Origin of the sequence: Brachybacterium halotolerans subsp. kimchii (assembly GCF_020792675.1) — a bacterium.
In the GTDB taxonomy this organism is placed as follows: domain Bacteria; phylum Actinomycetota; class Actinomycetes; order Actinomycetales; family Dermabacteraceae; genus Brachybacterium; species Brachybacterium halotolerans.
Genome location: NZ_CP086254.1, coordinates 988,683 through 1,014,783 on the forward strand (window position 1 = coordinate 988,683; position 26,101 = coordinate 1,014,783).

Sequence of the window (26,101 nt, forward strand, 5' to 3'; positions counted from 1 at the left end):
GGGACGCTCGCGCAGTCGGGCGTGCGTCATGACAAAGGTTAGACTCACCTCAGCTGTGCGCCCAGTCCCCGACGGCGCACTTACCGCACGTCACATCCCGTCCGACCCGCGCATCCGCCGCGCGTCCCGCATCCGGTGGGACCGCATCGCCCCGATCGCCTCCCGCGAGGCGACGGTGCCACCGGCGTGAGCGCCGCCGATCCGGAGGCACCATGAGCAGTCCCGCCGCGGCGCCCTCCGCGCGCGCCCCGCGCTCCGGTCCCGGCGCTCCGCGCTCGGGCGGCCGCTCCCCGCTCCCGGGCTGCGAGTCCACGGAGCGCGCCGCCGACGGGACGGGGCGGCACCCGTCCCCCGGCGCGGAGCGTCGCGCTCCCGCGACCCATGGCGCGCGCCCCGCCCTCCTGATTGCCGCGGTCCTCGTGATCCTGCTGGCGCTGTGCGTCGCCTCCCTCGCGATCGGCTCCCGCCCGGTCCCGCCGAGCACGGTGCTGCGTGTCCTGCTCGACACGGTCACCCACCTCGGCGGCGGCGGATCGGGCGCCCGCGCGGGGTCCCTCGGCCTGAGCGTCCAGGACTACGCGGCCGTCAGCGACCTGCGGCTGCCGCGCACGGCGATCGCCCTGCTCGCCGGGGCCGCGCTGGGCCTCGCCGGAGGCCTCATCCAGTCGCTCACCCGCAACCCCATGGCCGAGTCGGGGATCCTGGGTCTGAACGCCGGCGCGGCCTTCGCGGTCGCCCTGGCGATCACGGTCCTGGGGATCACCTCGCCGGCGGGCTTCGTCTGGTTCGCGCTGCTCGGCGCGTTCGTGGGGACGGTCGCCGTGTGGCTGATCGGCACGGCCGGCGGCATGGTCTCCCCCGAGCGGCTCACCCTCGCGGGCGTCGCCCTGGGCGCGGTCCTCGCCGGCATCACCTCGGCGATGCGGCTGACGAACCCGCAGCGGTTCTCGGCCCTGCTGGTCTGGGAGAGCGGCGATCTGTCCCAGCGCGGATGGTCCCTCGTGGTGCCTGCGCTCCCGTTCCTCGCGATCGGCGTGGTCCTCGCCCTGCTGCTCGCGCCGGGCATGAACCTGCTGGCCCTCGGCGACGACCTCGCGGTCGCGGCGGGCGCCCACCTGCTGCGGATCCGTGTGCTCATGGTGCTCGCGATCACCCTGCTCGCGGGAGCGGCGACGGTGATGGCCGGACCGATCTCCTTCGTCGGCCTGATGGCCCCGCACGTGGCCCGGTGGATCGTCGGCCCCGATCAGCGCCGGCTGCTGCCGCTCGCGATGGCGATCTCCGCAGCAGTCATGCTCGTGGCCGACGTGCTGGCGCGGGTGATCCTCTGGCCGAGCGAGGTCCCCGCCGGGATCGTCGCGGCCGTCGTCGGCGCCCCCGTGCTCATCGTGCTCGTGCGCCGGACCCGAGCGAGCGGCCTGTGAGCACCGCGTCCGCCTCACCCGACGCGCCCGCCGGCCGCTCCGGATCCGCCGACCCGGTCGCCCGGCACCGGCGCGACGAGCGCCGCCGGGACCGCATCGTCCTGGGCGCCCTGGTCTTCGCGACGCTGGCGATCGCCCTGCTCGCCCTGTACCTGGGAAGCTCCTCCGTGATCTTCTCCGACACCCCGCACGGCACGCTCGGCGGCCTCCTCGAGGCGCTGCGCGGCGACGGCCCGCGCGCGATGATCGTGCGCGAGTGGCGACTGCCGCGGGTGGTCGCGGGCCTCGCCTTCGGGGCGGCGCTCGGCGCCTCGGGCGCGATCTTCCAGACCCTCACCCGCAACGCCCTGGGCTCGCCCGACGTCCTCGGCTTCTCCACCGGCTCCTACACGGGCGTGCTGGTCGCGACCGTGCTCCTGGGCGCAGGCGGGCTCGCCTCGAGCGACAGCGCGCTCGCGCAGGCGGCGGCCTCCCTGGGCGAGACCGGCGGAGCCCTGCTGGGCGGGATCGGCGCGGCGATCCTCGTGTACGTCCTCGCCTACCGGGACGGGATCCAGGGGTTCCGCCTGATCATCGTGGGCATCGCCATCGCCGCGACCCTCTCGAGCGTCAACACGTTCCTGCTGCTGCGGGCGAAGGAGGAGGTGGCGATGGCGGCGAGCATCTGGGGAGCCGGCTCCTTCGACCTCATGTCCTGGCCCGCGCTGCTGCCCGCCCTCGCGGTCCTCGTGCTGCTCACTCCCGCGGTGATCGCATCCGTCCCGGTGATCCACCAGCTCGAGCTGGGCGACGACACCGCGGCCATGCACGGCGTGCGGGTGGAGCGGGCGCGCCGCATCGTGCTGCTCATCGCCGTCGCCCTGGTGGCGGTGTGCACGGCCGTCGCCGGCCCGATCGCCTTCATCGCGCTGTCCGCGCCGCAGGTCGGACGGCTGCTGGTGCGCCGCCCGGGCATCCCGATCCTGCCGGCCGCCCTCGTCGGCGCGCTCCTGCTCACCTCGGCCGACGTCGCCTCCCAGCAGCTGCTCCCGCAGACCGTCCCCGTGGGCATGGTCACCGTGGTCCTGGGCGGGGTGTACCTCGTCGCGCTCCTGCTCGCGCAGTCCGCGCGCTCCCTGCGCCGACGGGTGTGAGGCACCCGTCCCACTCGCTCACTGCCCACGTGGAGGACTGATCGTTAGGGTCGGATCCATGCCCATCGACGACCTCCTGCCGCAGCTGTCCGCCCCGGCCGACGAAGCGACCACCCTCATGGGGAGCCTCGTGGAATGGCTCCTGAGCCATGGCGTGCGCATCCTGGTGATCATCGTGGTCGCCGCCCTGATCTCGACCATCGGCACCTGGCTGATCAAGCGCTTCGTGAACACGATGATCGACTCGTCGACGAAGATCTCGACCGTCGCCGGATCCGTCGTCAAGCGCGACGACCGCTCGGCGAAGCTCGCCCAGGCCCGCCGTGCGCAGCGCGCGACGACGCTCGCGAACGTCGCGCGCAACGTGTTCACGATGGTGGTCTGGGCGATCGCCCTGGTGATGGTCCTGGACCAGCTGGGGCTGAACGTCGCCCCCGTCATCGCCTCGCTCGGCGTGCTGGGGCTGGCCGCCGGCATCGGCGCGCAGAACATCATCAAGGACGTCGTCTCCGGCGTGCTCATGCTCTTCGAGGACCTCGTGGCCGTGGGCGACGTGGTGGACCTCGAGTACGCCAGCGGCACCGTGGAGAACATCAACCTGCGCACCACGCAGGTGCGCGCCCTCGACGGCTCCCTGTGGACCGTGCGCAACGGCGAGGTCATCCGCGTGGGCAACATGTCCCGCGGGTTCTCCAACGCCGTGGTCGTCCTGGACATCGACCACGCGGCCGACTACACGAAGGTCACCGAGATCCTCGACGAGGTCGGCGCGGAGTTCGGCGAGGACGAGCAGTGGAAGGAGCTGCTGCTGGGCCCCGTCACCGTCTCGGGCATGCTCGAGGTCGACGGCGCGAGCTACCAGCGCCGCGTCGTGGTGCGCGTCGAGCCCGGCCAGCAGTGGACCATCGAGATGGAGCTGCGCCGGCGCATCCGCCTGGCCTTCCGCGAGGCCGACATCGACTTCGCGCTCCCCCGCTTCGGGGCCGTCTCCGCGGCCTCCTGAGAACATGGGCGGCGCGCACGCGGCCGCCCGAGAACCTGGAGCATCCCATGACGATCCCCCTGCAGGGCCCCTCCTCCGATCCGTCTCGGGGCGGGTCGTCGGCCGGTCCGACGGCCCGCCCGACGGACGGTCCGACGGCCGCCCCCGCGACCGGCGGCGGCCCGGCTCCCGCATCGGCTCCGGCGCCCGCCCAGCGGCAGACGTTCTACGAGGCCGTCGGCGGTCACGAGGCCTTCGCGCGGCTCGTCCACCGCTTCTACGAGGGCGTCGCCGAGGACCCGGAGCTGCGCGCGATGTATCCCGAGGAGGATCTGGGGCCGGCGGAGGAGCGCCTGCGGATGTTCCTCGAGCAGTACTGGGGCGGTCCGAAGACCTATGGCGAGCGGCGCGGCCATCCCCGGCTGCGCAGGCGTCACGCGCCCTTCGCCGTCTCGCCCTCGCAGCGCGACGCCTGGCTGCGGCACATGCGCGCCGCGGTCGACTCCCTCGAGCTCGCGCCGATGCTCGAGGAGCCGCTGTGGGACTACCTCGAGCGCGCCGCCCACTCGATGGTCAACACCGTGGACGGCGGCGAGGCGCCGATGCCGGGAGCCGCGCTCCCCGGCCACATGGACTGAGCACCCCGGCTCGGTCCGGATCCGCCGGCGCCCCGGATCCGCCGACGCCCCGGCTCAGCCCGGATCCGCCGCGCCGCGCGCCTGCTGGCGCATTCCCTCGAGGATGAGGTCGAGCCCGGCGCGGAACTGGTCGGCGTCGTCGTGGCCGACGAACTCCTCGATGATCGCGTGGATGTACGGGAACTCCTCGGGGTCCAGGTCCCGCCAGACCTGCGCATACTGCTCGAGACCGCTGTCGCGGTCCTCGAGGGTCGCCGCCAGCTCGGCGGGCGGCTCCTGGCCCAGATCGATCGCGGTGCCGATGACGAAGCCGAGCACCGTGGAGACCGCGTGGAACGTCTCGCGCGGCGCCATCCCCAGTCGCATCACCTGCTCGCCGAGCGCCTCGTAGGCACGCACCACGTGCGGTTGGGTCGAGCTGTCGCGCATCATGTAGCGGCCCGTCCACGGGTGCTCGCGGATCGTGTCGAACAGGTCGACGGCGAGCGCACGCAGGTCCGCGAGCGGATCCTCCGACCCGGGCAGGTGGGCTGTGCGCTCGACGTACTCCGAGACGACCTGGTCGGTCGCGCGATCCAGCAGCTCGTCCTTGCTCGAGACGTACCAGTAGATGCTCGCGACGCCGCCGCCGAGTCGCGCGGCGAGCGCGCGAAAGGTCAGCGCCCCTTCGCCGTCGGCGTCGAGCAGGGCGATCGCCTCGGTGAGCACGGCCTCGAGCGAATGCGCCGTCCGCTGTCGACCGCGCTGGGGCCCTCGCCCGGTCGCCGGTGCACGCCCGGGACCGCGCCCGGGGCCACGTCCGCCGGAGGGACCCTGACCCGGGACTCCTCCGTGACCGCGCCGGCCTCGGGGATCACCGGCTCCGCGAGGGCCCCCTGGTCCGCGAGGACCGCCCGGTCCGCGCGGATCACCGGGACCCTGGTGACCGCCGGGGCCTCCCGCGCCGCCCGGACCACGGCGGTCCTGTGACGCACCAGCCATGCCCATCGCCTCCCTCCGCCTTGTGCTCGTGACGTTCCAGGTCTACCTTATCGAACGTTGTTCCATTCTCGAACGTCGTTCGATGCGACTCCCCAGGAGGTTCCCATGACCACCACCCGACCGTCCGTCCCACCCGACGCCCCCGACGCGTCGTCCCCGTCGTCCCCATCCGCCGCGCCCACCCCGTCGGCCCGCATCTATCCGAGCCTCCGCGCCGCCTGGCTGCCGATGCTCGCCCTGTGCCTCGCCTTCTTCGTCGAGATGGTCGACAACACGCTGCTGAGCATCGCGCTGCCCACCATCAGCCGCGACCTGGGCAGCGGCACCACCGCCATGCAGTGGATCACCGGCGCCTACTCGCTGACCTTCGGCGGGCTCCTGCTGACCGCCGGCTCCGCGGCCGATCGCCTCGGCCGCCGCCGCGTGCTGCTCGTGGGCCTCGCCGTCTTCGGCCTGCTCAGCCTGCTTGTCGCCTTCGTCGAGACCACCGGCGAGCTGATCGCGCTGCGCGCCGCCCTCGGCATCGCCGCCGCGGCCATGGCACCGATCACGAACTCGCTGGTCTTCCGCCTGTTCGACGACGACACCGTGCGCATGCGCGCCATCACCGTGATGATGATCGTGGGCATGAGCGGCTTCATCCTCGGCCCGCTGCTCGGCGGCACCGCCCTGGCCCACGTGCGCTGGGAGTGGCTGCTCATGGTCAACGCCCCGATCGCCCTCATCGCCTTCATCGGCGTGCGCCGCGGCGTCGCCCCGGACCGCGCCGATGACCTCACCACCGAGAAGCTCGACCTGCCCGGCTCGATCCTCTCGATCGCCGCCATCGGCCTGGGCTGCTTTATGCTCACCAGCGGCGTCGAGAACGGCTGGACCTCGCCGGCCACGCTCGGCTGCCTCGTGGGCTGCGTGCTCGCGATCGTGCTGTTCGTCGTGCGCGAGCGCACCGCCGTCTCCCCCATGCTGGATCTGCGCCTGCTCGCGACCGGCACCGTCCGCGGCGCGGCGCTCGCCCAGATCGGCACCTCGATCGCCATGGCCGGCGTCATGTTCGCACTGGTCATGCACTTCCAGTTCGCCTACGGCTGGTCCCCGGTGCTCGCCGGACTCGCGAACCTGCCGATGATCCTCACGATGCTGGTCGCCTCACCGCTCGTGGAGCGCCTGGTGGCTCGCTTCGGCCACCGCATCGCCTGCCTCGTGGGCGCGGCGAGCATGTTCGTCTCCCTCGCGGGGATGGCCTGGAGCGTGGACCACGGCTACCTGCCGATCGCGATCTCCATGGTCATCATGTGCTTCGGCCTCCGGATCGTCATGACCACCTGCGCGGTCGCCCTCATCGGCGGCATGCCCGAGGACCGCACCTCCATCGGCGCGGCCCTGAACGACACCGCTCAGGAGGTCGGCACCAGCGTCGGCACCGCCGTGGTGGGCACCCTCATCGCCGCGCTCGTGACGACGACGCTGCCCGCCGGCACCTGGTCCGACGCCCTGGTCGCGTCGTTCTTCCACGGCGAGCGGATCACCTTCGCGATCCTCGCGGTCGCCGTCGGGATCATCGCGACCGTCGGTGCGCTCACGCTCACCGACTCCCACGAGACCGACGAGCACCCGGCCTGATCAGCCGCGGAACTCGAGCGGCTCGTCGGTGTACTGGTCCAGCAGCACGCGCACCTCGTCGCTCAGACGCGTCGCCCGCCCCTGCTCGCGCTCGACCACCACGATCGTGGTGCGCGCGCTGACGTAGGGGTAGGCGCCGTCCTGGTCGTCGGCCCGCAGCAGCCGGTAGTCCACGTCGAAGCTCGCCCCGCCCACGCGCGGCACCCACATCCGCACCAGCGCGCCCTCGCGCAGGTACTCGATGGGCCGGTGGTACTCCAGGCGCTGGGAGGCGATGAGGGTGAGCAGCGGCGAGGTCGCGTCGAACAGGTCGAGCTGCGAGGGCCGGCGCACGGCCCCGCGCTCGATCTGCTCCTCGCTGGGCGACCAGAACGCGGCGATCCGCGCCTCCTCGAGCAGGCGCACCACGGCGGCGTTGTTCACGTGGCCGTAGGCGTCCAGATCGGTCCAGCGGACAGGGACTGTGATGTCGAGATGAGCCATGGGGCCATCGTAGGGATCCGTGGGGGTCCGACGTACCATCGGCGCATGTCGAACGCGCATCCCGATCCGCTCTCCGGCCCCACGACCGGCGCCGACGCGCCCGATCCCGCCGCGGTCTCCGCCGCGCTGCTCGACCTGCTGGACCTGCGCACGCTCGGGGCCGACGGGTCCGGCGGGTCCACCGGGGCCGACGGGGTCGACGGGGCCCGCGCTCCCGGCGCGGCCGGCGGAGCGAGCGCGGCTGTCTTCGAGGGCGACACGCGCCCTCAGCCCGGCGGGCACGTCTTCGGCGGGCAGGTGATGGGCCAGGCCGTCGTCGCCGTGGGCCGCACTGTCCCCGAGACCCGGCACATCCACTCGATGTACTCCTACTTCCTGGCCCCGGGCGATCCGCATCAGCCGATCCGCTTCAGTGTCGACGCGCTGCGCGACGGCGGCTCCTTCTCGGTGCGCCGCGTGCTCGCGACCCAGGGCGAGCGCACGATCCTCGCGATGACGGCGTCGTTCCAGGAGGTGCAGGACGGCCTCCAACACCAGGACCGCGCTCCTGAGGCGCCGGACCCCGAGGGGCTGCCCACCACGGCCGAGGTCCTCGCCGGGATCGATCATCCCGTGGCGCGCTACTGGGCGACGCAGCGTCCGATCGACATCCGCCACGTCACCGACCCGATCTACCTGCGGCCCGACGGCTCGGGCGCCGAGTCCCAGATGCTGTGGATGCGGGTGCTCACGCCGATCGAGGCGGACCCGCTCGTGCACGACGCGATCCTCGCGTTCGCGAGCGACTACACGCCCTTCGAGCCGATCCTGCGCCGCCAGGGTCTGAGCTGGGTGACGCCGGGCCTGCGGATGGCGACGATCGACCATGCGATCTGGTGGCACCAGCACGTGGACGCGGGCGAATGGCTGCTGTACGTGCAGCGCTCCCCCTCGGCGTCGGGCGGGCGCGGCCTCACCCAGGGCGAGATGTTCGCGCGCGACGGCTCCCTGGTCGCGACCATCACCCAGGAGGGCATGATCCGCACCGGGGCCGACCGCCGCTGACGCGCGGCGCCGCCCTTCAGCGCGTCACTTCATCGCCTCGTTGCCGGCCTTCTGCGCCTCCGGGAGGCCGTCCTTCGCGCTCTTGCGGCCGATGAAGATCTCCTGGAACACGGGCATCGCCGCGGTGAGCCCGGCGTTCGCCTTGGCACCGGTGTCGGCGGGGGCCGGGTCCTTCGCGGCGTCGATGAAGACGCTGACGTCCTGCCCCTTGTCCTTCCAGTAGTCCACGAAGGTGTCCTGGACGTCGCTGTTGCCCGGGAAGGAGACGCCCATCTCGCCGAAGGGCCGCTGCCCGTCGGCGCTGCCCAGCCAGGTCAGGAGCTTCGCGATGCCCTCCTGCTGGTCGTCGTCGGCCTTCGCGTTCCCCACGGCGACCACGCCGTGGACCAGGGACTTCGCGCCCGCCGGGCCGGCGACCATCGGGGCGATGCCCCACTCGAAGCTGTCGCCCACGGCCTCGTCGATCGCGCTCAGGCTGTAGGGGCCGGACTGGAAGAGCGCGAGCTTGCCCTGGGCGAACATGTCGCGGCAGAGGTCGCCGTTCTCGTTGGTGTCGGCCGCGTCGGGCGCGATCTGGTCCTTGTTCACGAGGTCCGCGAGGTACTGGAAGGTCGCGATGCCCTCCTTCGAGGCGAAGGCGTACTGGTCCTTGTCGTTCTCCCAGTCCGCTCCGTTCGAGGCAAGGAACGGGCCGATGATCGCTTGGCGGTCGCACGAGGAGTTGAAGCCGAACCGGCTGCGGGAGTCCGCGTCGAAGCCCTTGTCGCCGGGGTGGCGGTCCTCCTTGTCGACCGTGAGGGCCTTGCCCGCCTCGCGCAGCGGGTCGGAGTCCTTGGAGGGGTCGAAGGAGAGGTCGGCGGGATCGATCTTCTCGGCGTCCAGCAGCTCCTTGTTGTAGAACAGGGCGATCGAGTCCCACAGCTGCGGGACCCCCCAGAGCTTCCCGTCGCGGGTGTAGAGGTCCACGACGGCCTTCTGCCACTGGTCCTTGTCGGCGCCGTCGACCACGTCGTCGATCGCGACCAGGTTCCCGGCCTCCTGGAACTGCACGTAGTTCGCGGAGTTCATGAGGTAGACGTCGGGGGCGTCGCCGCTCGCGACGTCCAGGGGCAGCTTCGTCCAGTAGTCGTCCCAGGCGACGACGTCGATGCTCACCTTCCACCCGGAGTCCTTCTCGAAGGCCTCGAAGGACTTCTCGTAGGCGGCCTTGGCGGTGTCGTCCCAGAGGCGGAACGTGAGGGACTTGCCGCCCTTGCCGGAGCCGGAGCCCGAACCGGAGTCGCCCGAGCCCGAGGGCGAGCAGGCCGCGGCGGCCCCCACGGCACCTGTCGCGGCGAGGGCGGAGATCATGCGGCGTCGACTGATCATGGCGGGTCCTTCCGGAGGGCGGGCGCGAGCGGGTCGGCGGGCGGATGCGGCCGACGCCCGGTGGGTCGGGCGCGGTGGTCTCCCGCCGATCCGCCCATTGTGCCCCGATCCGGCCGACGAGCCGGGACCATTCCGACGTCCGAGGACACCCGGCGTCACGCTCAGCGCAGGGTGCTCGCGCCGATCGACCGGGTGATCTGGCGCTGGAAGATCACGAACAGTGCGATGAGCGGGAGCATCGCGAGGGTCGTCGCGGACATCACGAGGGTCCAGTTGCTCGCGTACTGCGACTGCAGGGCCGAGGTAGCCACCGTGACCGTCTGCCATGTCGGCCCCGAGGTGATGATCAGCGGCCACATGAAGCTGTTCCAATGGGTGACCACCGTGATCAGCACGAGGGTGACGATGATGGGCCGGTTCAGCGGGATCACGAGGTTCCACAGCAGGCGCAGGGTGCCCGCGCCGTCCAGGCGCATGGCGTCCATGAGCTCGGTGGACATGCCGCGGAAGTTCTCGCGCAGCAGGAAGATCGCGTACGGGGAGCCCAGCACGAAGGGGAGCACGAGCGCCCAGAACGTGTTGCGCATCCCCGCCTCGCTCATCATCAGGTACAGCGGCACCACCACCACGACCTGCGGCACCATGAGCGTCGCGACGTACACCCAGAACAGCAGGTCGCGGCCGGGGAACCGCAGCAGCGCGAAGGCGTAGGCGGCGAGCACGGAGAACACCATCTGCCCCACGAGGATCACGGCCACCATCTGCACGGTGACCACGAGCGGGGTGACGAAGCCGCCCTCGGAGGTGGTGAACAGGGACGTGAAGTTCTCGAGGGTGAGCGGTGAGGGCAGGGCCAGCGGCCCGTCCTGGACGAACTGGCGGGGCGTCTTCAAGGCCGTGACCACCGACAGCGCGAAGGGCGCGAGGGTGAGCAGGACGGCGACCAGCAGGACCGCGTAGGTCGCGGCCAGGGACAGGGCTCGGCGTGCGTGCATCGGGGTCCTCCTTCAGCTCAGGTCGTAGGTGATGCGGCGGCCGAAGTACCGCTGCTGGGCGACGGTGATCACGACCAGCAGGAGGAACAGCACCACCGCGACGGCGCTCGCCTTCCCCACGGCGAAGGAGTCGAAGGCCTGGTTGTAGATGAGCGAGGCGATCACCTCGGTGCGGTGCTCGGGTCCGCCGCCGGTGAGCGCGTAGACCATGTCGAACACCTGGAAGCTCGCGACCACCTGGGTGACGCCCAGGAAGAATGTCGTGGGCCGCAGCAGCGGGATCGTCATGAAGCGCAGCTGCTGGAGGGGACTCGCCCCGTCGATGCGCGCCGCCTCGTAGATGCTGTCGGGTATACGGGCCAGGCCGGCCTGGAAGAACAAGGACACGTATCCCACCTGCTGCCAGATCGCGACGAAGGCGACGGCGGGCAGCGCGAGCATCGGCGAGGTCAGCCATTCCACGCGCACGCCGAGCAGGGCGTTCAGCGCGCCCGTCGAGGGCTGGAAGATCCACTTCCACACCACGCCCAGGGCCAGCGGCGCGCACACCCACGGGATCACCACGATCACCCGCACGAGCGAGGATCCGGGCACGGCGCGCACGAGCTGCGTGGCGAGCACGAGACCCAGGGCGAGCGTGACGGGCACCGCGATGACGGTGAAGAGCACCGTGACGACCAGCGAGTTCAGCAGCGCTCCGCCGCTGAGCAGATCCGCGTAGTTCGCCAACCCTACGAACTCGCGGGTGCCTATGAGGTCCCAACGGAAGAGGGAGACGACGAAGGCGAGCAGCACCGGCAGCAGCAGGAAGGCGGTCACGCCGATGAGGCTGGGGGCGAGCAGGAGATAGCCGACCACGGGCGAACGGGGACGCATCGGACCAGTATGACGCCCGCGGCGGGTGCTCCCACCATGCGCATCGCCGACGGGCCGCGCCCGCCGTTCCCGGTGTCAAGGCTGTCGCCGACCGGCGTATAGCGGCTCTCTCTGCCACATGTGGCAGAGAGAGCCGCTATACGCCGCTCCGCGACACAGGCCCACGCCGCCGGCTGCCACCACGAGAGCAGAGCTCGGCCGGCGGGTCCCGTCGGGCGCAGCGCGGCGCCGGCGCCGGAATCAGGCGGTGACGATGAGCCCGAGCTCGGCGGGCGAGGCGAGCACCCGGTGGCGGGGCACCACGCGCACGTTCACGCCCAGCTCGCCCGGGCGGGCGAGGGTGAAGGACGCGGACCAGCGGGCCGCTCCCCCGTCCTCCGCGCCGATTCCTGCGCTCGCGCCGATACCCGACTCCGCGCCGGCTGCCCCCTCCGCACCGGCACCCGGGCGCAGCGGGATGAGCTGCGGGGACTCGATCTCGCCATCGGGGCCGACGGGGCCCACGAGCGCCTCGATCTCGACATCGTGGTCGCCGAGCCCGGCGAGGTCGACGGCGGCCGAGAGCGTGATCTCGGCGCCTGTGGGCACGAGGCCCTCGCCGCGCCCGCCCTCGATGCGCACGTCGCGCACGCTGATGCGGCCGAAGGCGTCGGCGACGCGCCCCTTCCAGGCCGTGAACTCGTCGGCGAGCGCGGGGTCGTCGGCGAAGGCCTCGGCCGCTCCGGCCGCGGGCAGGTACAGCTCGGTGACGTAGTCGCGGACCATGCGGGCGGCGGTGATCTGCGGGGCGATCCGCACCAGCGAGGTGCGCACGCGGTCGCACCAGCCGTGGCGCATGCCCTCGGCGTCGACGTCGTGGAAGAGGGGCGCGATCTCGTGCTCGAGGATCTCGTAGAGGGCGTCGGACTCGAGGCGGTCCCGCTCGCCCTGGTCCGCGACGTGGGCGGTGGGGATCGTCCAGCCGGCCTCGTCGTCCTTCATCTCGTCCCACCAGCCGTCGGAGATCGAGAAGGTGAGGCCGCCGTTGAGCACCGCTTTCATGCCGGAGGTGCCGGAGGCCTCCTCCGGGCGGATGGGGTTGTTCAGCCACACGTCGCAGCCGGCCACGAGCACGGAGGCCATGGTGATGTCGTAGTCGGGCAGGAAGACGATGCGGTGGCGCACGCCGGCCTCGTCGGCGAAGCGCACCATCTGCTGGAGGAACTCCTTGCCGGGCACGTCGGCCGGATGGGACTTGCCGGCGATGACGAACTGCACGGGGCGCTCGGGGTCGAGGAGGATCCGCCGCAGGCGCTCGGGGTCGCGCAGCATGAGGGTCAGGCGCTTGTAGGTGGAGACGCGGCGGGCGAAGCCGATGGTCAGCGCGTCGGGATCGAGGACCTCCTGGGTCCAGCCGAGCTCGGCGTCGTCGGCCCCGCGCTGGAGCCACGAAGCGCGCAGGCGCTCGCGCACCATCGTCACCAGCTCGCCGCGCAGCTGGTCGCGCACGGCCGTGAGCTCGTGGTCCCCGAGGGTCGCGAGCGGGCTCCAGTCCGACAGCGCCGAGATGTCGACGTCCCCGAGGACTTTCTTGTACAGGTCGTCCATCGCGCGCGAGGTCCAGGTGCGGCGGTGCACCCCGTTGGTGATCGAGGTGATCGGCACCTCGGCGACGTCAAAGCCCGGGTAGAGGGAGCGGAACATGCTGCGCGAGACGGCGCCGTGGAGCTTGGCGACCCCGTTGGAGCGCTGGGCGAGTCGCAGACCCATGTGGGCCATGTTGAAGACCTCGCCGCCGTCCTCGAGGCCGAGCGCGAGGGCGGCCTCGACGGGCAGGCCGTCGACGAGCCGGGAGATGCCGGACTCGTCGGCGTCCAGCACGCGCCGCAGCTCCCCGACGTCGAAGCGGTCGATGCCGGCGGGCACGGGGGTGTGCGTGGTGAAGACGGTGCCGGCGCGGACCTCGGTCAGGGCCTCGTCGAAGCTGCGGCCGCGCTGCATGATCCGGCCGACGCGCTCGAGCCCGGAGAAGCCCGCATGGCCCTCGTTGAGGTGGAAGACCTCGGGGGCGGGGAAGGCGCCGGTCTCGCTGAACGCGGCGACGGCGCGCACGCCGCCCACGCCCAGCACGATCTCCTGGAGGATCCGATGGTCGTGGTCGCCGCCGTAGAGACGGTCGGTGATCGCCCGCGACTCCTCGTCGTTCTCCTCGACGTCCGTGTCCAGGAGGAGCAGGGGCACGCGCCCCACCTGCACCTTCCACATGGCGATCCGCACCTCGCGGCCCCCGGGGAGTGCCACCGAGACGGTCATCGGCTCGCCGGCGGCGTCGACGACGGGCTCGACCGGAAGGTCCGCGGGATCGTTCAGGCGGTAGCTCTCGCGCTGCCAGCCGTCGCGGTCGAGGCTCTGCGAGAAGTAGCCCCACTGGTAGAGCAGTCCGACGGCGACCAGCGGGACGCCCAGGTCCGAGGCCGACTTCAGGTGATCGCCGGCGAGGATCCCGAGGCCTCCCGAGTAGATCGGCAGCGTGGGGGTGATGCCGAACTCCATGGAGAAGTAGGCGACGGCCGGGGTGCGCTCCCCAGCGGCCCCCTGGGTGGGCACGGTGCGCTGGAACCAGCGGCCGGAGTCGAGGTAGGTGCGCAGGTCGCCGATCTCGGCGCGCATCCTGGCGAGGTAGTCCTCGTCGCCGGCCATCTGCGTGAGACGGCTCGCGGGCACGAGGGGGAGCATCGCGATCGGGCTGCCTCCGCTCGCGGCGAAGGCCTGCGGATCGAGGTCCTGGAAGAGGGCGAGGGTCTGCCTGCGCCAGGACCAGCGCAGGTTCATCGCGAGGGTGCGCAGCGGCTCGAGCGCGGCGGGCAGATCGGAGGCGACCGTGAAGGTGGCGGCAGGCTTCATGGGGCCGAGAGTACAGGCGGAATCGGACACCGATCACCACGCGTCAGCGCGTCGGCGACCCTGCGTCACCCGCATGACCGAGACTGGACGCCGAGCGTGCACCCGCGCGAGCGCCCGGAGGGCCCTCGTCCTTGCCTGTCCGCTTCCCGGCAACCCGACCTCCCGGCCGCCCGTCCCCGAAGGAGCCCCTTTCATGTCGATCCCGCTTCCGCTGCCGACCCTCACCCTGCACGGGCGGCTCGTGGACCTCGTGCCGCTGAGCCACGATCACCTCGCGGGTCTGCAGGACGCGGTGGCCGACGGCGAGCTGTGGTCCACCTGGTACACCCCGATCCCCCGCCCCGAGGACATGGCCGAGGAGATCGACCGGCGCCTCGCGCTGCGCGAGGAGGGCACGATGCTGCCGTTCTCGACGATCCGGCGGGCCGACGGCCTGGCGCTGGGGATGACCACGTTCATGAACATCGATCCCTCGGTGCCGCGCGTGGAGATCGGCTCGACCTGGAACCGTGCCTCCGTCCACGGCACCGGCACGAACCCCGATTCGAAGCTGCTGCTGTTCGCCCACGCCTTCGAGCAGTGGGAGGTGGAGGCGGTGCGCTTCCGCACACATCGGGCGAACCAGCAGTCCCGCGCGGCGATCGAGCGTCTTGGCGCGGAGCTCGAGGGGATCCTGCGCGCCGATTCCCGTGACCGCTTCGGGATCGTGCGCGACACCGCCCAGTTCAGCGTGCTCGCCCGCGACTGGCCGATGGTCCGCGCGACCCTCGAGCACCGGGTGCGTCGACACCTGGGCTGACGCGCGCCCGGTGCACTCGCGGCGCATGCACGACGCCCCCTGCAGAGCGATCTGCAGGGGGCGTCGTGCGTGCTGGGGCGGTCGGGTCGTCGGCTCGGATCCTGCCGACCCGACCGGACTCAGCGGGTCAGGCGGCGGTGGGTCACGCGGTGAGGCCGTGCGGCCTCCTCGCCCAGGCGCTCGACCTTGTTCTTCTCGTAGGCCTCGAAGTTGCCCTCGAACCAGTACCAGTTCGCCGGGTCCTCCTCGGTGCCCTCGTAGGCCAGGATGTGCGTGGCGACGCGGTCGAGGAACCAGCGGTCGTGAGAGACCACGACGGCGCAGCCCGGGAACTCCAGCAGGGCGTTCTCGAGCGACCCGAGGGTCTGGACGTCCAGGTCGTTCGTCGGCTCGTCGAGCAGGAGGACGTTGCCGCCCTGCTTGAGGGTGAGCGCGAGGTTCAGACGGTTGCGCTCGCCACCGGAGAGCACGCCGGCCTTCTTCTGCTGGTCGGGGCCCTTGAAGCCGAACTGGCTGACGTAGGCGCGCGAGGGGATCTCGACCTTGCCGACCTGGATGAAGTCGAGGCCGTCGGAGACGACCTCCCAGAGGTTCTTCTCCGGGTCGATGTTCTCGCGGTTCTGGTCGACGTAGCTGATCTTGACGCTCTGGCCGACCTCGAGGTCGCCGCCGTCCAGCGGCTCCAGGCCCACGATCGTCTTGAACAGGGTCGTCTTGCCGACGCCGTTGGGACCGATGACGCCGACGATGCCGTTCGGGGGCAGCGAGAAGCTGAGCCCGTCGATGAGCAGACGCTCGCCGAAGCCCTTCCTGAGGTCCTCGGCCTCGATGACCTTGGTGCCCAGGCGCGGGCCCGGCGGGATGGTGATCTCCTCGAAGTCGAGCTTGCGGGTGCGCTCGGCCTCGGCGGCCATCTCCTCGTAGCGGGCCAGACGCGCCTTGGACTTCGTCTGCCGGCCCTTGGCGGAGGACCGCACCCACTCGAGCTCGTCCTTGAGGCGCTTGGCGAGCTTCGCGTCCTTCTTGCCCTGGACGGCCAGACGCTCCTCCTTCTTCTCCAGGTAGGTGGAGTAGTTGCCCTCGTATGGGTAGAGGTGGCCGCGGTCGACCTCGGCGATCCACTGGGCGACGTGGTCCAGGAAGTAGCGGTCGTGGGTGACGGCGATGACGGCGCCCTCGTACTGCTGGAGGTGGTTCTCGAGCCAGAGCACGCTCTCGGCGTCGAGGTGGTTGGTGGGCTCGTCCAGCAGCAGCAGGTCGGGCTTCTCCAGGAGCAGCTTGCACAGCGCGACGCGGCGCTTCTCACCACCGGAGAGGTGGGTGACCTTCTCGTCGCCGGGAGGGCAGCGCAGGGCGTCCATCGCCTGCTCGAGCTGCGAGTCGAGATCCCAGCCGTTGGCGTTGTCGATCTCGGTCTGGAGCTTGCCCATCTCCTCCATGAGGGCGTCGAAGTCCGCGTCGGGCTGGCCCATCTCCTCGCCGATGGCGTTGAAGCGCTGGACCTTGCGGAACAGGTCGCCCAGGCCCTCCTGGACGTTCTCCAGGACGGTCTTGGACTCGTCCAGCGGCGGCTCCTGGAGCAGGATGCCGACGCTGTAGCCGGGGCTCAGACGCGCCTCGCCGTTGGAGGGCTGGTCGAGGCCGGCCATGATCTTGAGGATCGTGGACTTGCCGGCGCCGTTGGGGCCGACCATGCCGATCTTCGCGCCCGGGTAGAAGCTCATGGTGACGTCGTCGAGGATGACCTTGTCGCCCACGGCCTTGCGGGCCTTGTACATGGTGTAGATGAACTCTGCCAAGCTGTTCTCCCTGGTAGACGGTCGATATCGCCACGGTGCGAGCCGGTGTGCACCGGCGCGCGCGTGCGGTGGTGAGGTGGTCCCTGGAATACCCGGGCCCGACGGGCGCGCGGATGTGCGCGGTCGAGCCCCTGGATGCCCTCACCAGGGTACCCGCCCTGCCCAGCAGCCGCGGATCACGCACCGTCATCGCGATCGCTGATCGGCGCTCCGTCCCGGCGCTGTTCTCCCAGCGGCCCGCGACCTGCTCGTCAGGACAGCGGCACTCCGCGCCCCTCGAGCACGCGCCGGGCCATGACCGCGCCGTGCTCGGCGGCGCCGTCCTCGCCGTTGCGAGGCCACAGGTGCGCATCGATCCCGAGTGCGCGCGCCGCCTCCACGTTCTCGGCGCGGTCGTCGAAGAACACGACGTCGCCGGGGCGGGCCACTCCCCCGGTCTCGTGGGCGAGGACGTCCAGCAGGATCCGGTAGATCTCCGCGTTCGGCTTGACGACCGCCTCCTCGGCGGAGATCACGGCCAGGGTGAAGGCCTCGAACCAGTCGGCGCGGCGCACGTCCTCGCCGAAGGCGGCCGAGGCGTTGGACAGCAGCGCCATCCGCATCCCGTTGCGGGCGAGGTCGTGGAGAAGTTCGCGCGAGTGCTGGTCGAGCTGCAGGAAGTAGCGGTTGTCGGCGCTCTGCAGCTCGCGCACCTCGGTCTCGGTGAGGTTCTCGATGCCTGCGGCGGCGGCCACCCGGCCCCAGTACTCGGCGGCGACGATGCGGCCCGCGTCGTAGTCGCCGCGATGCTCCCAGAGCGCCTCCCCGACCGCCTCGGCATCCCCGCCCAGCAGCTCGTGGATGGTGGGCACCGGATCATGCCCGGCACTGAGCACGCCGCCGAAGTCGAAGACGACGGTGATCCGCTTCGGGTCCGCGGCGGAGGTGCCGCGCCTCTTCCTGCTCATGATCGACTCTCCTGTGCTGCGCTCGTGCTCGGATGCTGGTGCACGGACACTCACCCGCAGGTGGGCAGGCCCTTGGTGCTGTGGTCCTTCGCGATGGTCTGCACGGCGTGCAGGGCCCCGTCGAAGTCCTCGACCTTCACCACCTGCAGCCCGTCGGGGACGTGCCCGACGACCTCGTCGCAGTTGGAGGCCGGGGCGAGGAAGTAGTCGGCGCCGGAGTCCCGGGCGCCGACCATCTTCTGGCGGATCCCGCCGATGGCGCCGACCGTCCCCTTCTCGTCGATGGTGCCGGTGCCGGCGATGTCCTGGCCGCCGGTGAGGGCGCCGGGGGTGAGCTCGTCGTAGATGGACAGGGCGAACATGGTGCCGGCGCTGGGACCGCCCACGTCGCCCACGCCCAGGTCCACGTCGAAGGGGAACTCGAAGCCGTCGGCCAGGACGATGCCCATGCGGGCCTTGCCGTCGACGTCGCGGGTGGGGACCTGCAGGTCGAGCTTCTTGCCGTCGCGCTCGACGCGCATGGAGACCTTGTCCCCCGGCGTGGTCTTCGCGGCGAGCGCGCGGTAGGCCTCCGCGCTGTCGGCGCTCGCGCCGCCGATGGCCAGGACGCGGTCGCCGGGCTTCAGCACGCCGTCGGCCGGGGAGTCCTGCTCGACGCCGGAGACCTGCACGGAGTCCTCGTGGTCGATGCCGAGCTCGTCGAGGGCGACGACGACGGCCTCCTGCTGGGAGCTGCTCATCTGGACGGAATTCTCCAGCATGGTCTCCTGCGCGGTCTGGTCCTCGGGGAAGACGAGCTCGCGCGGCAGCACCGAGCGAGTGGGGTCGAACCAGGCGCGCACCACCTCGACCGGGGTCACCGGGTAGCCGGGTCCGCCGTCGACCGAGACGGTGGTCATCATCAGCGACCCGTCGGTGGGGTAGGTCTTGTGGCCCTCGATGGAGAGCACCTGCTTGTCGTCGTACTTCCCGAGGACGTCGATCGCGGGTCCGGGCTGCTCGACCACGTAGGGCACGGGCACGAACATGGCGCCCAGCAGCATCGCGCAGACCACGAGGAGACTGCCGGCCGCGAGCCGCGGGTGGGCGAAGGCCTCGCCGCCGAGGAACCGGGTGACGCGCCCCATGCGCGGTTCGCCGCCGGGCGTCCCATCGGCCGACGGCCCGCCGACCGGCTGCTCACCAGCGGACGCCTCCGTCCCGGCGTCGGGTGCGGCGGGGTTCGAGGGCTGCGCGCCGTCGGGCGTCGGTCCAGGGTGGCGGGAGGTCACCGGACCATTGTGCCGCACATGCCCTGACCGGTCCGTGGCGGGGACCGCTCCGTGGCCTGGACCGCTCCGTGCCCTGGACCGCTGGGCAGCGGGAGGCGGCTTCGACGCCCTGAGCGAAACTGAATGCCCGCCCGATGCGTCCTGGATCCGGCTCGGTACGCTGATCACGACGTTGATCCAGGCCGCACCGGCCGCGAGAGCGCGGGCGGCCGCACCCGGAGGTGCCCCATGACCGAGAACCCGACACCCGACGACGACGCCCTGCGCCGCTTCCTGGAGGAGGCCCTGGGCGGCGCGATCCCCGAGGGCGCCCTGGACGGCGTGGACCTCAGCGAGCTCGCCAAGCAGGCGAACCTCCCCAGCGACCCGGCGATGCTCAAGGCCGCGGCCGCCCAGATGCAGCACGTGCTGAACGCCCAGGGCGAGGGGCCCGTGAACTGGACGCTCGCCCAGGATCTCTCCCGCCGCACCGCGCAGGGCACGGTCCAGGTGCCGGGCGCCCCGGCGCCCGCCGGCACGCCCGGCGATCCCTCGCCGAGCGACCAGCAGATCAAGGAGCTCGAGGAGGCGGCGAACATCGCCTCGCTCTGGCTGGCGGATGCGATCTCCTTCGACCTGCCCTCCCGCCCGCTCGAGGTGTGGACCCGCGGCACCTGGCTGCACCGCACCCAGGAGCGCTGGCAGTCGATCGTCGAACCCGTCGCGAAGTACATGGCCGGCGCGATCGGCGAGGCCATGACCGCGCAGATGCAGCAGGCCGAGCTGCAGCTGCCCGGGGACCCCGGCCAGATGATGGAGCGCATGGGCGGCACCTTGTTCGGCGTGCAGTTCGGCCATGCGATCGGCTCGCTCGCCCGCGAGGTCTTCGGCACCACGGACCTCTCCCTGCCGCTGGGCCCCGAGGGCCGGCCCGCGCTGGTCGCCGCGAACGTCGCCGACCTCGTGGAATCCCACGGGCTGGACGCGCCGGCCGCGAGGATCTTCCTGGCCGCGCGCGAGCTCGCCCACACCGCACTGTTCTCCTCCGCGTCCTGGCTGCCGCGCGCCCTCTTCTCCGCGATCGAGGACTACGCGCGCGGCATCACCCTGGACCTCGATGCGCTCGACGAGATGGTGCGCGACCTGGACCTCTCCGATCCCTCGGCGCTGCAGGCCCGTCGGCCCGAGGAGATGTTCGTCTTCACCCGCCGCGCCTCCCAGGAGCGCGCCCTCGAGGAGCTCGCGACGACGCTCGCGCTCGTCGAGGCCTGGGTCGACCACGTGACCTCGCAGGCCCTGGCAGGGAAGCTCCCGCAGCTCGACGCCCTGCGCGAGGTGCTGCGCCGACGCCGCGCGAGCGGCTCGCCGGCCGAGGAGATGCTCTCCAAGACGGTGGGCATCGAGCTGCGCCCGCGCCGCGTGCGCGAAGCGCTCGCCTGGTGGGAGAGCGTGCTGGACACCGAGGGCGAGCAGGCCCGCGACGGCAAGTGGGCCCACCCCGATCTGCTGCCCGACGTGGCCGTGCTCAGCGGCCGTCCCCAGGCCCCTGCGTCCGACGCGCCCGCCCTCGCCGCCGACGGCCAGAGCGAGGAGGCCGAGGAGGCCATGGCCCTGCCCGACGACATCGACGCCGAGCTCGCCAAGCTCCTCGACGAGGCCGGCTCAGCCGATTCCGGGCCCGCGGACGGGTCGGGAGGGTCCGCGGACGGCTCGGACGGGACCTCGTCGGACGGCCCCGTGTCGGACGGCTCCTCCCCCGACGACTTCCCCTCGGACGATGACCCGCGCTCCTGACCCCACGGCCCCCGCGCTCACGGCGCGCGCTCTCGAGGAGCTGCGCGCCGCATCGGAGGTCGCGATCGATCCGGCCGTGCGCGCGGACTACGTGCATCTGCTCGAGGCGATCCCCGATGCCGTGCTGCGCGACGGCCCGGCGCTGGCCGCGGAGGGCGGGTCGCTGCACCTGACGGCGAGCGCCGTCGTCCTCGACGGGCCGGCCGAGAACCTCGCACTCGTCTGGCATGCGCGCGGCCGCTGCTGGGTGCAGCCCGGCGGGCACCTCGAGGCCTCCGATGCGTCGCTCGAGGCGGCGGTGCGTCGCGAGATCGCGGAGGAGACCGGCCTGGGCGCGGAGACCGGACCGGGGGCCGACGCACGCCTCGAGCTGGTGGGGCCGGGCCCCGCGCTGCTCGAGGCCCATGACCTCGCCTCCACGTTCGGTGCGTGCGGCGGTCACTGGGACGTCGTGCTCGTGCTGCGCGCAGATGCCGCGGCCGCAGAGATGCCGCTGAGGGCGGAGAAGCCCGGCGCGCCCACGCCCGTGTGGGTCCCCTGGCCGCGGATCGACGGCACCCGCGGCGGCTTCTCCCGCCGCGTCCCGCTGCCGTCCGACGCCGCCTCCGACATGCCCGAGATCCTCGAGCGACTCGCTCTCTACCTGGACGAGTTCGCCGCCGAGCGGTCGGGGGACACCGGGCCCGCCTCGGACTGACCTCCGTCGGCCCGATCGCGTCCCGTCTGTCGGCCCCGCCGATCAGTCGACGCCGTCGGCCGCCGTCTCGCGACCGGCCGGGCGGGTGCTGCCCGCTCCCTGCTCCGGGGAGTCCTCGCCATCGCCCTCCCATGTCCCGCCGCCGGTGCCGTACTGCTGGGCGAAGGAGACGCCCTCGAGGAATCCGCGCGCGTGGGCGGTGCGGGGATAGTTGTCCACGAGGGCCCAGAACTCCGCCGAATGGTCGTCGACCAGCAGGTGTGTGAGCTCATGGACCAGCACGTACTCGAGCACGTGCTGGGGCATCGGGCGCAGGCGCGCGGACAGTCGGATCTCCCCCGTCGAGGAGGTGCAGGATCCCCAGCGGTGCTGCTGGCGGGTGGACCAGGCGACCGAGGTGGGACGCGCGCGACCGCCCAGGTGCGCGTCGGAGAGCCGGCGCGCCAGGCGCATGAGGTCCTCGTCGCTGCTGCGGGCGGGACCGCGGGCGAGCTCCTTGCGCTGGAGCTGATCGATCATGCTGCGCACCCAGTGCCGTTCCTGGCGGGAGCCGAAGGATGCCGGCATCGAGATCACGAGATCGCCCTCGCGGCGGGTGATGGAGACGGTGCGGCGGCGACGGGCGGAACGGCGCACGAGGACTCGCTCCCCCTGCGGGCCGCGGACCCCCTCGTGCTCGGTGAGCTCTGGCATGGAGACAGGATCTCAGAAAAAATTCTGGGATCGGCGTGTCGTCCCCAGCTGTGCATGACGAGCGTGCACGTCAGTCCTCCCCAGTGCTCGCGCGTCCTCTCGTCGTCCACAGAGGGGCGCGGATCATGCACCGTCCGTCCACACGATGAGGCGGCTTGTCCACAGCGGATCCACTGGACTGCCTTTGACCCGCACCCGGCCAGCGGCTAGTTTCGTACGTCAGTGGAGCCCCGGGATAACGGGCATGGTGCGTACGGGGAAGGTGCACACGATGCTGAGCGCCCCCGGGGCTCCACGAGAGACGCAGAGCATCTCCCGCACCCCCGCGATCCCCCGTCGTCGCGGGGGTGCGTCTTTGCGCCGACGACGGCGCGCGGCGCGCACCCGTCCGGCAGTCCGAGGCCTGCGACACCACCTCGCGACACCCCCTGGTGTCGATTCCGTCCCTGCCCTCCCGGACCTATACAGTGTCGGGGACGACCTCGCAGGGCCCGGCCGTGATGTGCGATGCCGGGGCCGCGGGGGCAAGAGAAGGAGTGAACATGGCTGACGAGAAGTACAGCGGCGAGTTCTACTGCGTGAAGTGCCGCGAGAAGCGCGAGGCCACGGGCGACGTCGTCGTCTCGAACGAGCGTCGCATGGCCAAGGCCGTGTGCCCGGTCTGCGGCACCAAGCTGAACCGGATCCTCGGCAAGGCCTGATCAGCCAGGATCGAAGGGATCCGCTCCGCGCGGATCCTGCGGCGAGCGCCCAGCGCTCGCGTCTCAGGGGCGGCCCACCATCTGGTGGGCCGCCCCTGACGCTGTGAGGGGGCGTCCGCGCGCCGGCACGCTGCCGTGCGCGGTCCCCGGGCGGGCACGCGCGTCGCCTGTCAGGCGGCGTTCTTGCGGGGCCGACCGCGTCCGCGCTTGAACGCGATGACGGCTCCGTTCTCGAGGATCTGCCCTCCCCAGACGCCCCAGGGCTCGCCCCGGTCGAGGGCGCCCTCGAGGCAGACCGCCCGCAGGGGGCAGTCGGCGCAGAGCACCTTCGCGGACTCGAGGTCCGCGGGGCGCTCGGAGAAGAACAGGTCTGCCGCCTCGATGTCCTGGCAGGGCAGGATCGCCGAGGACGCGGCATCGTGCCGGGTGTCGGTGATGGTCGTGAGGTCACTGCGGGTGAGGACGTCTGTCATCGTCTCGCTGCTTCGAAATCGTCGTGGTCGAGGAAGGGCGGGCGCAGCAGTGCGCTCTCGCCGGAGGGGGCGGCAGATCGAGACGGATGGGTCCCGATCAGATCAAGCCGTCAGCCCCTTGGGTCGATAGACCCGCTCGTTCAGGAGAGCGGGCGCCGCGAGAAGGGCGGCGTCGGACCCGGTGAAGCCGATCGGCTCGATCTGCGTCTTCCATGTGGTCATTGACGACACCCCCTTCCTGTGCGCGCGCCCCGGTCTCCCGGACCACGTCGTGGACGATGAACGAGAACAGACTACACGCCCTCGAGATCCGCGACACCTATTTTTTGACCTGCGGTTTCGTGCTGGTCAGCGGTGGCTCGCGAGGATCTCGAGGAGCTCCTCGCCGAAACGCTGACCCTTCAGCGGGCCGACGCCGGGGACATGCACGAGTGCATCGAGGTCCGATGGTGCGCGCTCGGCGATCGCGGCGAGCGCGGCGTCGGTGAGCACCGAGTAGGCGGGGACGCCGAGCTGCGCGCTGCGCTGGCGGCGCCAGAGCCGCAGCTCGTCCAGCACGCTCTCGTCGTGGCTCGGCGGGCAGGCGACGTGACGTCCGAGCCGCTGCTCGCCGGGGGTGTTCAGGTTCTTGCCGCACGCACGGCAGCTGCTGAAGGTGGTCGCGCCGCGGCGGCCGGTGCGGCGGGCCTGTGGCCCTTTCGCCGGAGTCCTCTCGGCGGGCTGGAGCAGGCCGTCGAGGAAGCGCGAGGGCTTGCGCGAGCCGCGGGAGCCCGCGCTGCGGGCGGCGGCCCAGGAGACCGTCAGCAGGTCCTTCGCGCGGGTGAGCGCGACGTAGAAGAGGCGGCGCTCCTCCTCGACCTCGGCGGCGGTCTGCGCCATGGAGATGGGCAGCAGCCCGTCGCTCGCGCCGATGAGGAACACGACCGGCCATTCGAGGCCCTTGGCGGCGTGGACGGAGGCGAGGGTGACGCCGTCGACCGTGGGGGCGCTCTGCGCCTCGGCACGCTCCTCGAGCTCCCGCACCACGTCCGCGAGGGTCGCGCCCGGGCGGGCGAGGATCGTGTCCGTGAGGCCGACCAGGGCGTTCAACGAGTCCCAGCGCTCGCGCACGGCACCGGTGGTCTCCGGTGCCTGCGCGCTCCAGCCGAGCCCGCCCACCACGTCACGGACGGCCCGCGCAGGGTCCTCCGGCTGGACGCGCGCGGCGGCGCGCAGCGCGACCATGGCGCGGCGGATCTCCTGGCGCTCGAAGTACTTGTCGCCCCCGCGCACGAGGTACCCGATGCCGCGGGCGGTGAGGGCCTGCTCGACCGCCTCGGACTGGCTGTTGGTGCGGAAGAGCACGGCCGTCTCCGCGGCGCTGCGCCCCTGGGAGACGAGGTCGGCGATGCGCTCGGCGACGCCTTCGGCCTCGGCGACGTCGTCGGGATAGGACTCGATGACCGGCGGTGGGCCCTCGGCGCGCTGGGAGGCGAGGGTCAGGCGGTGATCGCGCGTGCGCCCGCGCGCGCCGTCGAGCACGGTGTTGGCCAGCCGCACGATCTGCGGCGTGGAGCGGTAGTTGCGCTCCAGCCGGATCACCTGCGCCCCGCGGAACTCCTTGGGGAAGTCCAGCAGGTACGAGGCGCGCGCACCGGCGAACGTGTAGATGGTCTGGGCGGCATCGCCCACCACGCACAGGTCGCCGCTGGTCCCCAGCCACAGGCGCAGCAGGGAGTGCTGGAGGGCGGAGACGTCCTGGTACTCGTCCACCACGAAGTGCTTGTACTGGCCGTGGATCTCGCGGGCGACGTCCGGCCGCTCGGTGAGGAAGCCGACCATATGGAGCAGCACGTCCTCGAAGTCGATGACGCCCTTCTCCTTCTTCACCTCCTCGTACTGGGTGAGGATGCGGGAGATCGATCGCGAGTCGAAGCCCGCGACGCCGGGCCGACGGGTCGCCGCGGCCGCCTCGGGGTAGCTCTCGGGCGTGAGCATCGAGACTCGCGACCATTCGACCTCGGAGACGATGTCGCGCAGGGCGGCACGGTCCACGCTCATGTGCAGGCGCTGGCAGGCCTCCGCGACGCCCGCGTACTTGTTGGCCATGATCTCGGGCACGGGGCCGCCCACCACGCGCGGCCAGAAATGGCGGAGCTGGCGCAGGGCCGCGGCGTGGAACGTGCGGGCCTGCACGGCGGGCACGCCGAGGTCGCGCAGACGCGAGCGCATCTCCGCGGCGGCCTTCGCGGTGAAGGTCACCGCGAGCACGTGCCGGGGGTTGAGCCGGCCGGTCATCACCCCGTAGGCGATGCGGTGGGTGATCGCGCGCGTCTTGCCGGTGCCGGCGCCGGCGAGCACGCACACGGGCGCGTCGAAGCTGCGGGCGACCTCCCGCTGCTCGGGGTCGAGCGCCTCGAGCACCGCCTCGGCGGTGAGCGGCGGGGCGGACTCGTCCACGGGGCCCATGGTGTCGGTGTCGGACTGGTGCGCGGTCATCGCCTCCCAGTCTGCCAGCGCCCACCGACGCGCGAGGACGCGC

Annotated in this window: 21 protein-coding genes and 1 pseudogene; 10 read left to right on the forward strand and 12 right to left on the reverse strand. The window is 71.9% G+C overall.

Annotated elements, in window-relative coordinates; all coding sequences use genetic code 11:
- Positions 1–212: 212 nt before the first annotated feature.
- The 4 genes and pseudogenes from Bra3105_RS04465 to Bra3105_RS04480 form a co-directional block, all read left to right on the forward strand.
- Positions 213–1,424, forward strand: a complete 1,212-nt coding sequence (locus Bra3105_RS04465; protein ID WP_228358771.1) for a FecCD family ABC transporter permease — start codon at positions 213–215, stop codon at positions 1,422–1,424.
- A complete protein-coding gene (locus Bra3105_RS04470) occupies positions 1,421–2,557 on the forward strand; it encodes a FecCD family ABC transporter permease (protein ID WP_228358772.1) in 1,137 nt (378 codons plus the stop codon). The genes Bra3105_RS04465 and Bra3105_RS04470 overlap by 4 nt, the downstream gene beginning before the upstream one ends.
- 58 nt (positions 2,558–2,615) lie before the next feature.
- On the forward strand, positions 2,616–3,560 hold the full coding sequence (locus Bra3105_RS04475; RefSeq protein ID WP_228358773.1) for a mechanosensitive ion channel family protein: 945 nt from the start codon (positions 2,616–2,618) through the stop codon (positions 3,558–3,560).
- Between the two features lie 200 nt (positions 3,561–3,760).
- A pseudogene (locus tag Bra3105_RS04480) lies at positions 3,761–4,177 on the forward strand (globin domain-containing protein); the annotation flags it as partial.
- A gap of 54 nt (positions 4,178–4,231) precedes the next feature.
- Here Bra3105_RS04480 and Bra3105_RS04485 read toward each other — a convergent pair.
- A complete protein-coding gene (locus Bra3105_RS04485; protein WP_228358774.1) occupies positions 4,232–4,885 on the reverse strand; it encodes a TetR/AcrR family transcriptional regulator in 654 nt (217 codons plus the stop codon).
- A gap of 501 nt (positions 4,886–5,386) precedes the next feature.
- On the opposite strand from Bra3105_RS04485, the gene Bra3105_RS04490 reads away from it, so the two are divergent.
- Positions 5,387–6,778 carry an MFS transporter gene (locus Bra3105_RS04490; protein WP_407650911.1) on the forward strand — a complete coding sequence of 464 codons (1,392 nt, stop codon included), beginning with the start codon at positions 5,387–5,389 and terminating at the stop codon, positions 6,776–6,778.
- Here Bra3105_RS04490 and Bra3105_RS04495 read toward each other — a convergent pair whose 3' ends face one another.
- The gene (locus Bra3105_RS04495; RefSeq protein ID WP_200501054.1) at positions 6,779–7,261 is read right to left on the reverse strand and encodes an acyl-CoA thioesterase; all 483 of its coding nucleotides are present in this window, start codon (positions 7,259–7,261) and stop codon (positions 6,779–6,781) included. It lies immediately after the preceding gene.
- Between the two features lie 45 nt (positions 7,262–7,306).
- On the opposite strand from Bra3105_RS04495, the gene Bra3105_RS04500 reads away from it, so the two are divergent.
- Positions 7,307–8,305 carry an acyl-CoA thioesterase gene (locus Bra3105_RS04500; RefSeq protein ID WP_228358776.1) on the forward strand — a complete coding sequence of 333 codons (999 nt, stop codon included), beginning with the start codon at positions 7,307–7,309 and terminating at the stop codon, positions 8,303–8,305.
- Positions 8,306–8,329: 24 nt separating this feature from the next.
- Here Bra3105_RS04500 and Bra3105_RS04505 read toward each other — a convergent pair whose 3' ends face one another.
- The 4 genes from Bra3105_RS04505 to glgP form a co-directional block, all read right to left on the reverse strand.
- A complete protein-coding gene (locus Bra3105_RS04505; protein ID WP_228358777.1) occupies positions 8,330–9,673 on the reverse strand; it encodes an ABC transporter substrate-binding protein in 1,344 nt (447 codons plus the stop codon).
- Positions 9,674–9,834: 161 nt separating this feature from the next.
- Positions 9,835–10,668, reverse strand: a complete 834-nt coding sequence (locus Bra3105_RS04510; protein ID WP_228358778.1) for a carbohydrate ABC transporter permease — start codon at positions 10,666–10,668, stop codon at positions 9,835–9,837.
- Positions 10,669–10,680: 12 nt separating this feature from the next.
- Positions 10,681–11,544: a carbohydrate ABC transporter permease gene (locus Bra3105_RS04515; protein WP_228358779.1), complete on the reverse strand. Its 864-nt coding sequence runs from the start codon at positions 11,542–11,544 to the stop codon at positions 10,681–10,683.
- A 240-nt stretch (positions 11,545–11,784) separates the two neighbouring features.
- The gene (gene glgP, locus Bra3105_RS04520) at positions 11,785–14,427 is read right to left on the reverse strand and encodes an alpha-glucan family phosphorylase (protein ID WP_228358780.1); all 2,643 of its coding nucleotides are present in this window, start codon (positions 14,425–14,427) and stop codon (positions 11,785–11,787) included.
- Positions 14,428–14,620: 193 nt separating this feature from the next.
- On the opposite strand from glgP, the gene Bra3105_RS04525 reads away from it, so the two are divergent.
- The gene (locus tag Bra3105_RS04525; RefSeq protein WP_228358781.1) at positions 14,621–15,226 is read left to right on the forward strand and encodes a GNAT family N-acetyltransferase; all 606 of its coding nucleotides are present in this window, start codon (positions 14,621–14,623) and stop codon (positions 15,224–15,226) included.
- Between the two features lie 119 nt (positions 15,227–15,345).
- Here the strand turns inward: Bra3105_RS04525 and ettA are convergent, their stop codons facing one another.
- The 3 genes from ettA to Bra3105_RS18480 all read right to left on the reverse strand — a co-directional run bounded on the left by ettA (position 15,346) and on the right by Bra3105_RS18480 (position 19,243).
- Entirely contained in the window at positions 15,346–17,025 is a 1,680-nt protein-coding gene (gene ettA / locus Bra3105_RS04530) for an energy-dependent translational throttle protein EttA (protein WP_200501061.1), read from the reverse strand.
- A gap of 251 nt (positions 17,026–17,276) precedes the next feature.
- Positions 17,277–17,972 (reverse strand): HAD family hydrolase, encoded by a 696-nt coding sequence (locus Bra3105_RS04535; RefSeq protein ID WP_228358782.1) that lies wholly within the window; start codon positions 17,970–17,972, stop codon positions 17,277–17,279.
- 50 nt (positions 17,973–18,022) lie between these two features.
- On the reverse strand, positions 18,023–19,243 hold the full coding sequence (locus Bra3105_RS18480) for a YlbL family protein (protein ID WP_267062211.1): 1,221 nt from the start codon (positions 19,241–19,243) through the stop codon (positions 18,023–18,025).
- Between the two features lie 228 nt (positions 19,244–19,471).
- On the opposite strand from Bra3105_RS18480, the gene Bra3105_RS04550 reads away from it, so the two are divergent.
- Together Bra3105_RS04550 and Bra3105_RS04555 are read left to right on the forward strand one after the other, a co-directional pair.
- Entirely contained in the window at positions 19,472–21,016 is a 1,545-nt protein-coding gene (locus tag Bra3105_RS04550) for a zinc-dependent metalloprotease (protein ID WP_228358783.1), read from the forward strand.
- Positions 21,000–21,713, forward strand: a complete 714-nt coding sequence (locus tag Bra3105_RS04555) for an NUDIX domain-containing protein (protein ID WP_228358784.1) — start codon at positions 21,000–21,002, stop codon at positions 21,711–21,713. Before Bra3105_RS04550 ends, Bra3105_RS04555 begins: the two co-directional genes overlap by 17 nt.
- Positions 21,714–21,755: 42 nt before the next feature.
- Here the strand turns inward: Bra3105_RS04555 and Bra3105_RS04560 are convergent, their stop codons facing one another.
- Entirely contained in the window at positions 21,756–22,406 is a 651-nt protein-coding gene (locus Bra3105_RS04560) for a M48 family metallopeptidase (protein WP_228358785.1), read from the reverse strand.
- A gap of 542 nt (positions 22,407–22,948) precedes the next feature.
- On the opposite strand from Bra3105_RS04560, the gene Bra3105_RS04565 reads away from it, so the two are divergent.
- Positions 22,949–23,107: a DUF5679 domain-containing protein gene (locus tag Bra3105_RS04565; protein ID WP_193636287.1), complete on the forward strand. Its 159-nt coding sequence runs from the start codon at positions 22,949–22,951 to the stop codon at positions 23,105–23,107.
- 170 nt (positions 23,108–23,277) lie between these two features.
- Here Bra3105_RS04565 and Bra3105_RS04570 read toward each other — a convergent pair whose 3' ends face one another.
- Both Bra3105_RS04570 and Bra3105_RS04575 read right to left on the reverse strand, forming a co-directional pair.
- On the reverse strand, positions 23,278–23,580 hold the full coding sequence (locus tag Bra3105_RS04570) for a WhiB family transcriptional regulator (protein WP_255719208.1): 303 nt from the start codon (positions 23,578–23,580) through the stop codon (positions 23,278–23,280).
- A 348-nt stretch (positions 23,581–23,928) separates the two neighbouring features.
- Positions 23,929–26,058, reverse strand: coding sequence for an ATP-dependent DNA helicase UvrD2 (locus tag Bra3105_RS04575; protein ID WP_407650897.1), 2,130 nt, complete (start codon positions 26,056–26,058; stop codon positions 23,929–23,931).
- Positions 26,059–26,101 lie beyond the last annotated feature (43 nt).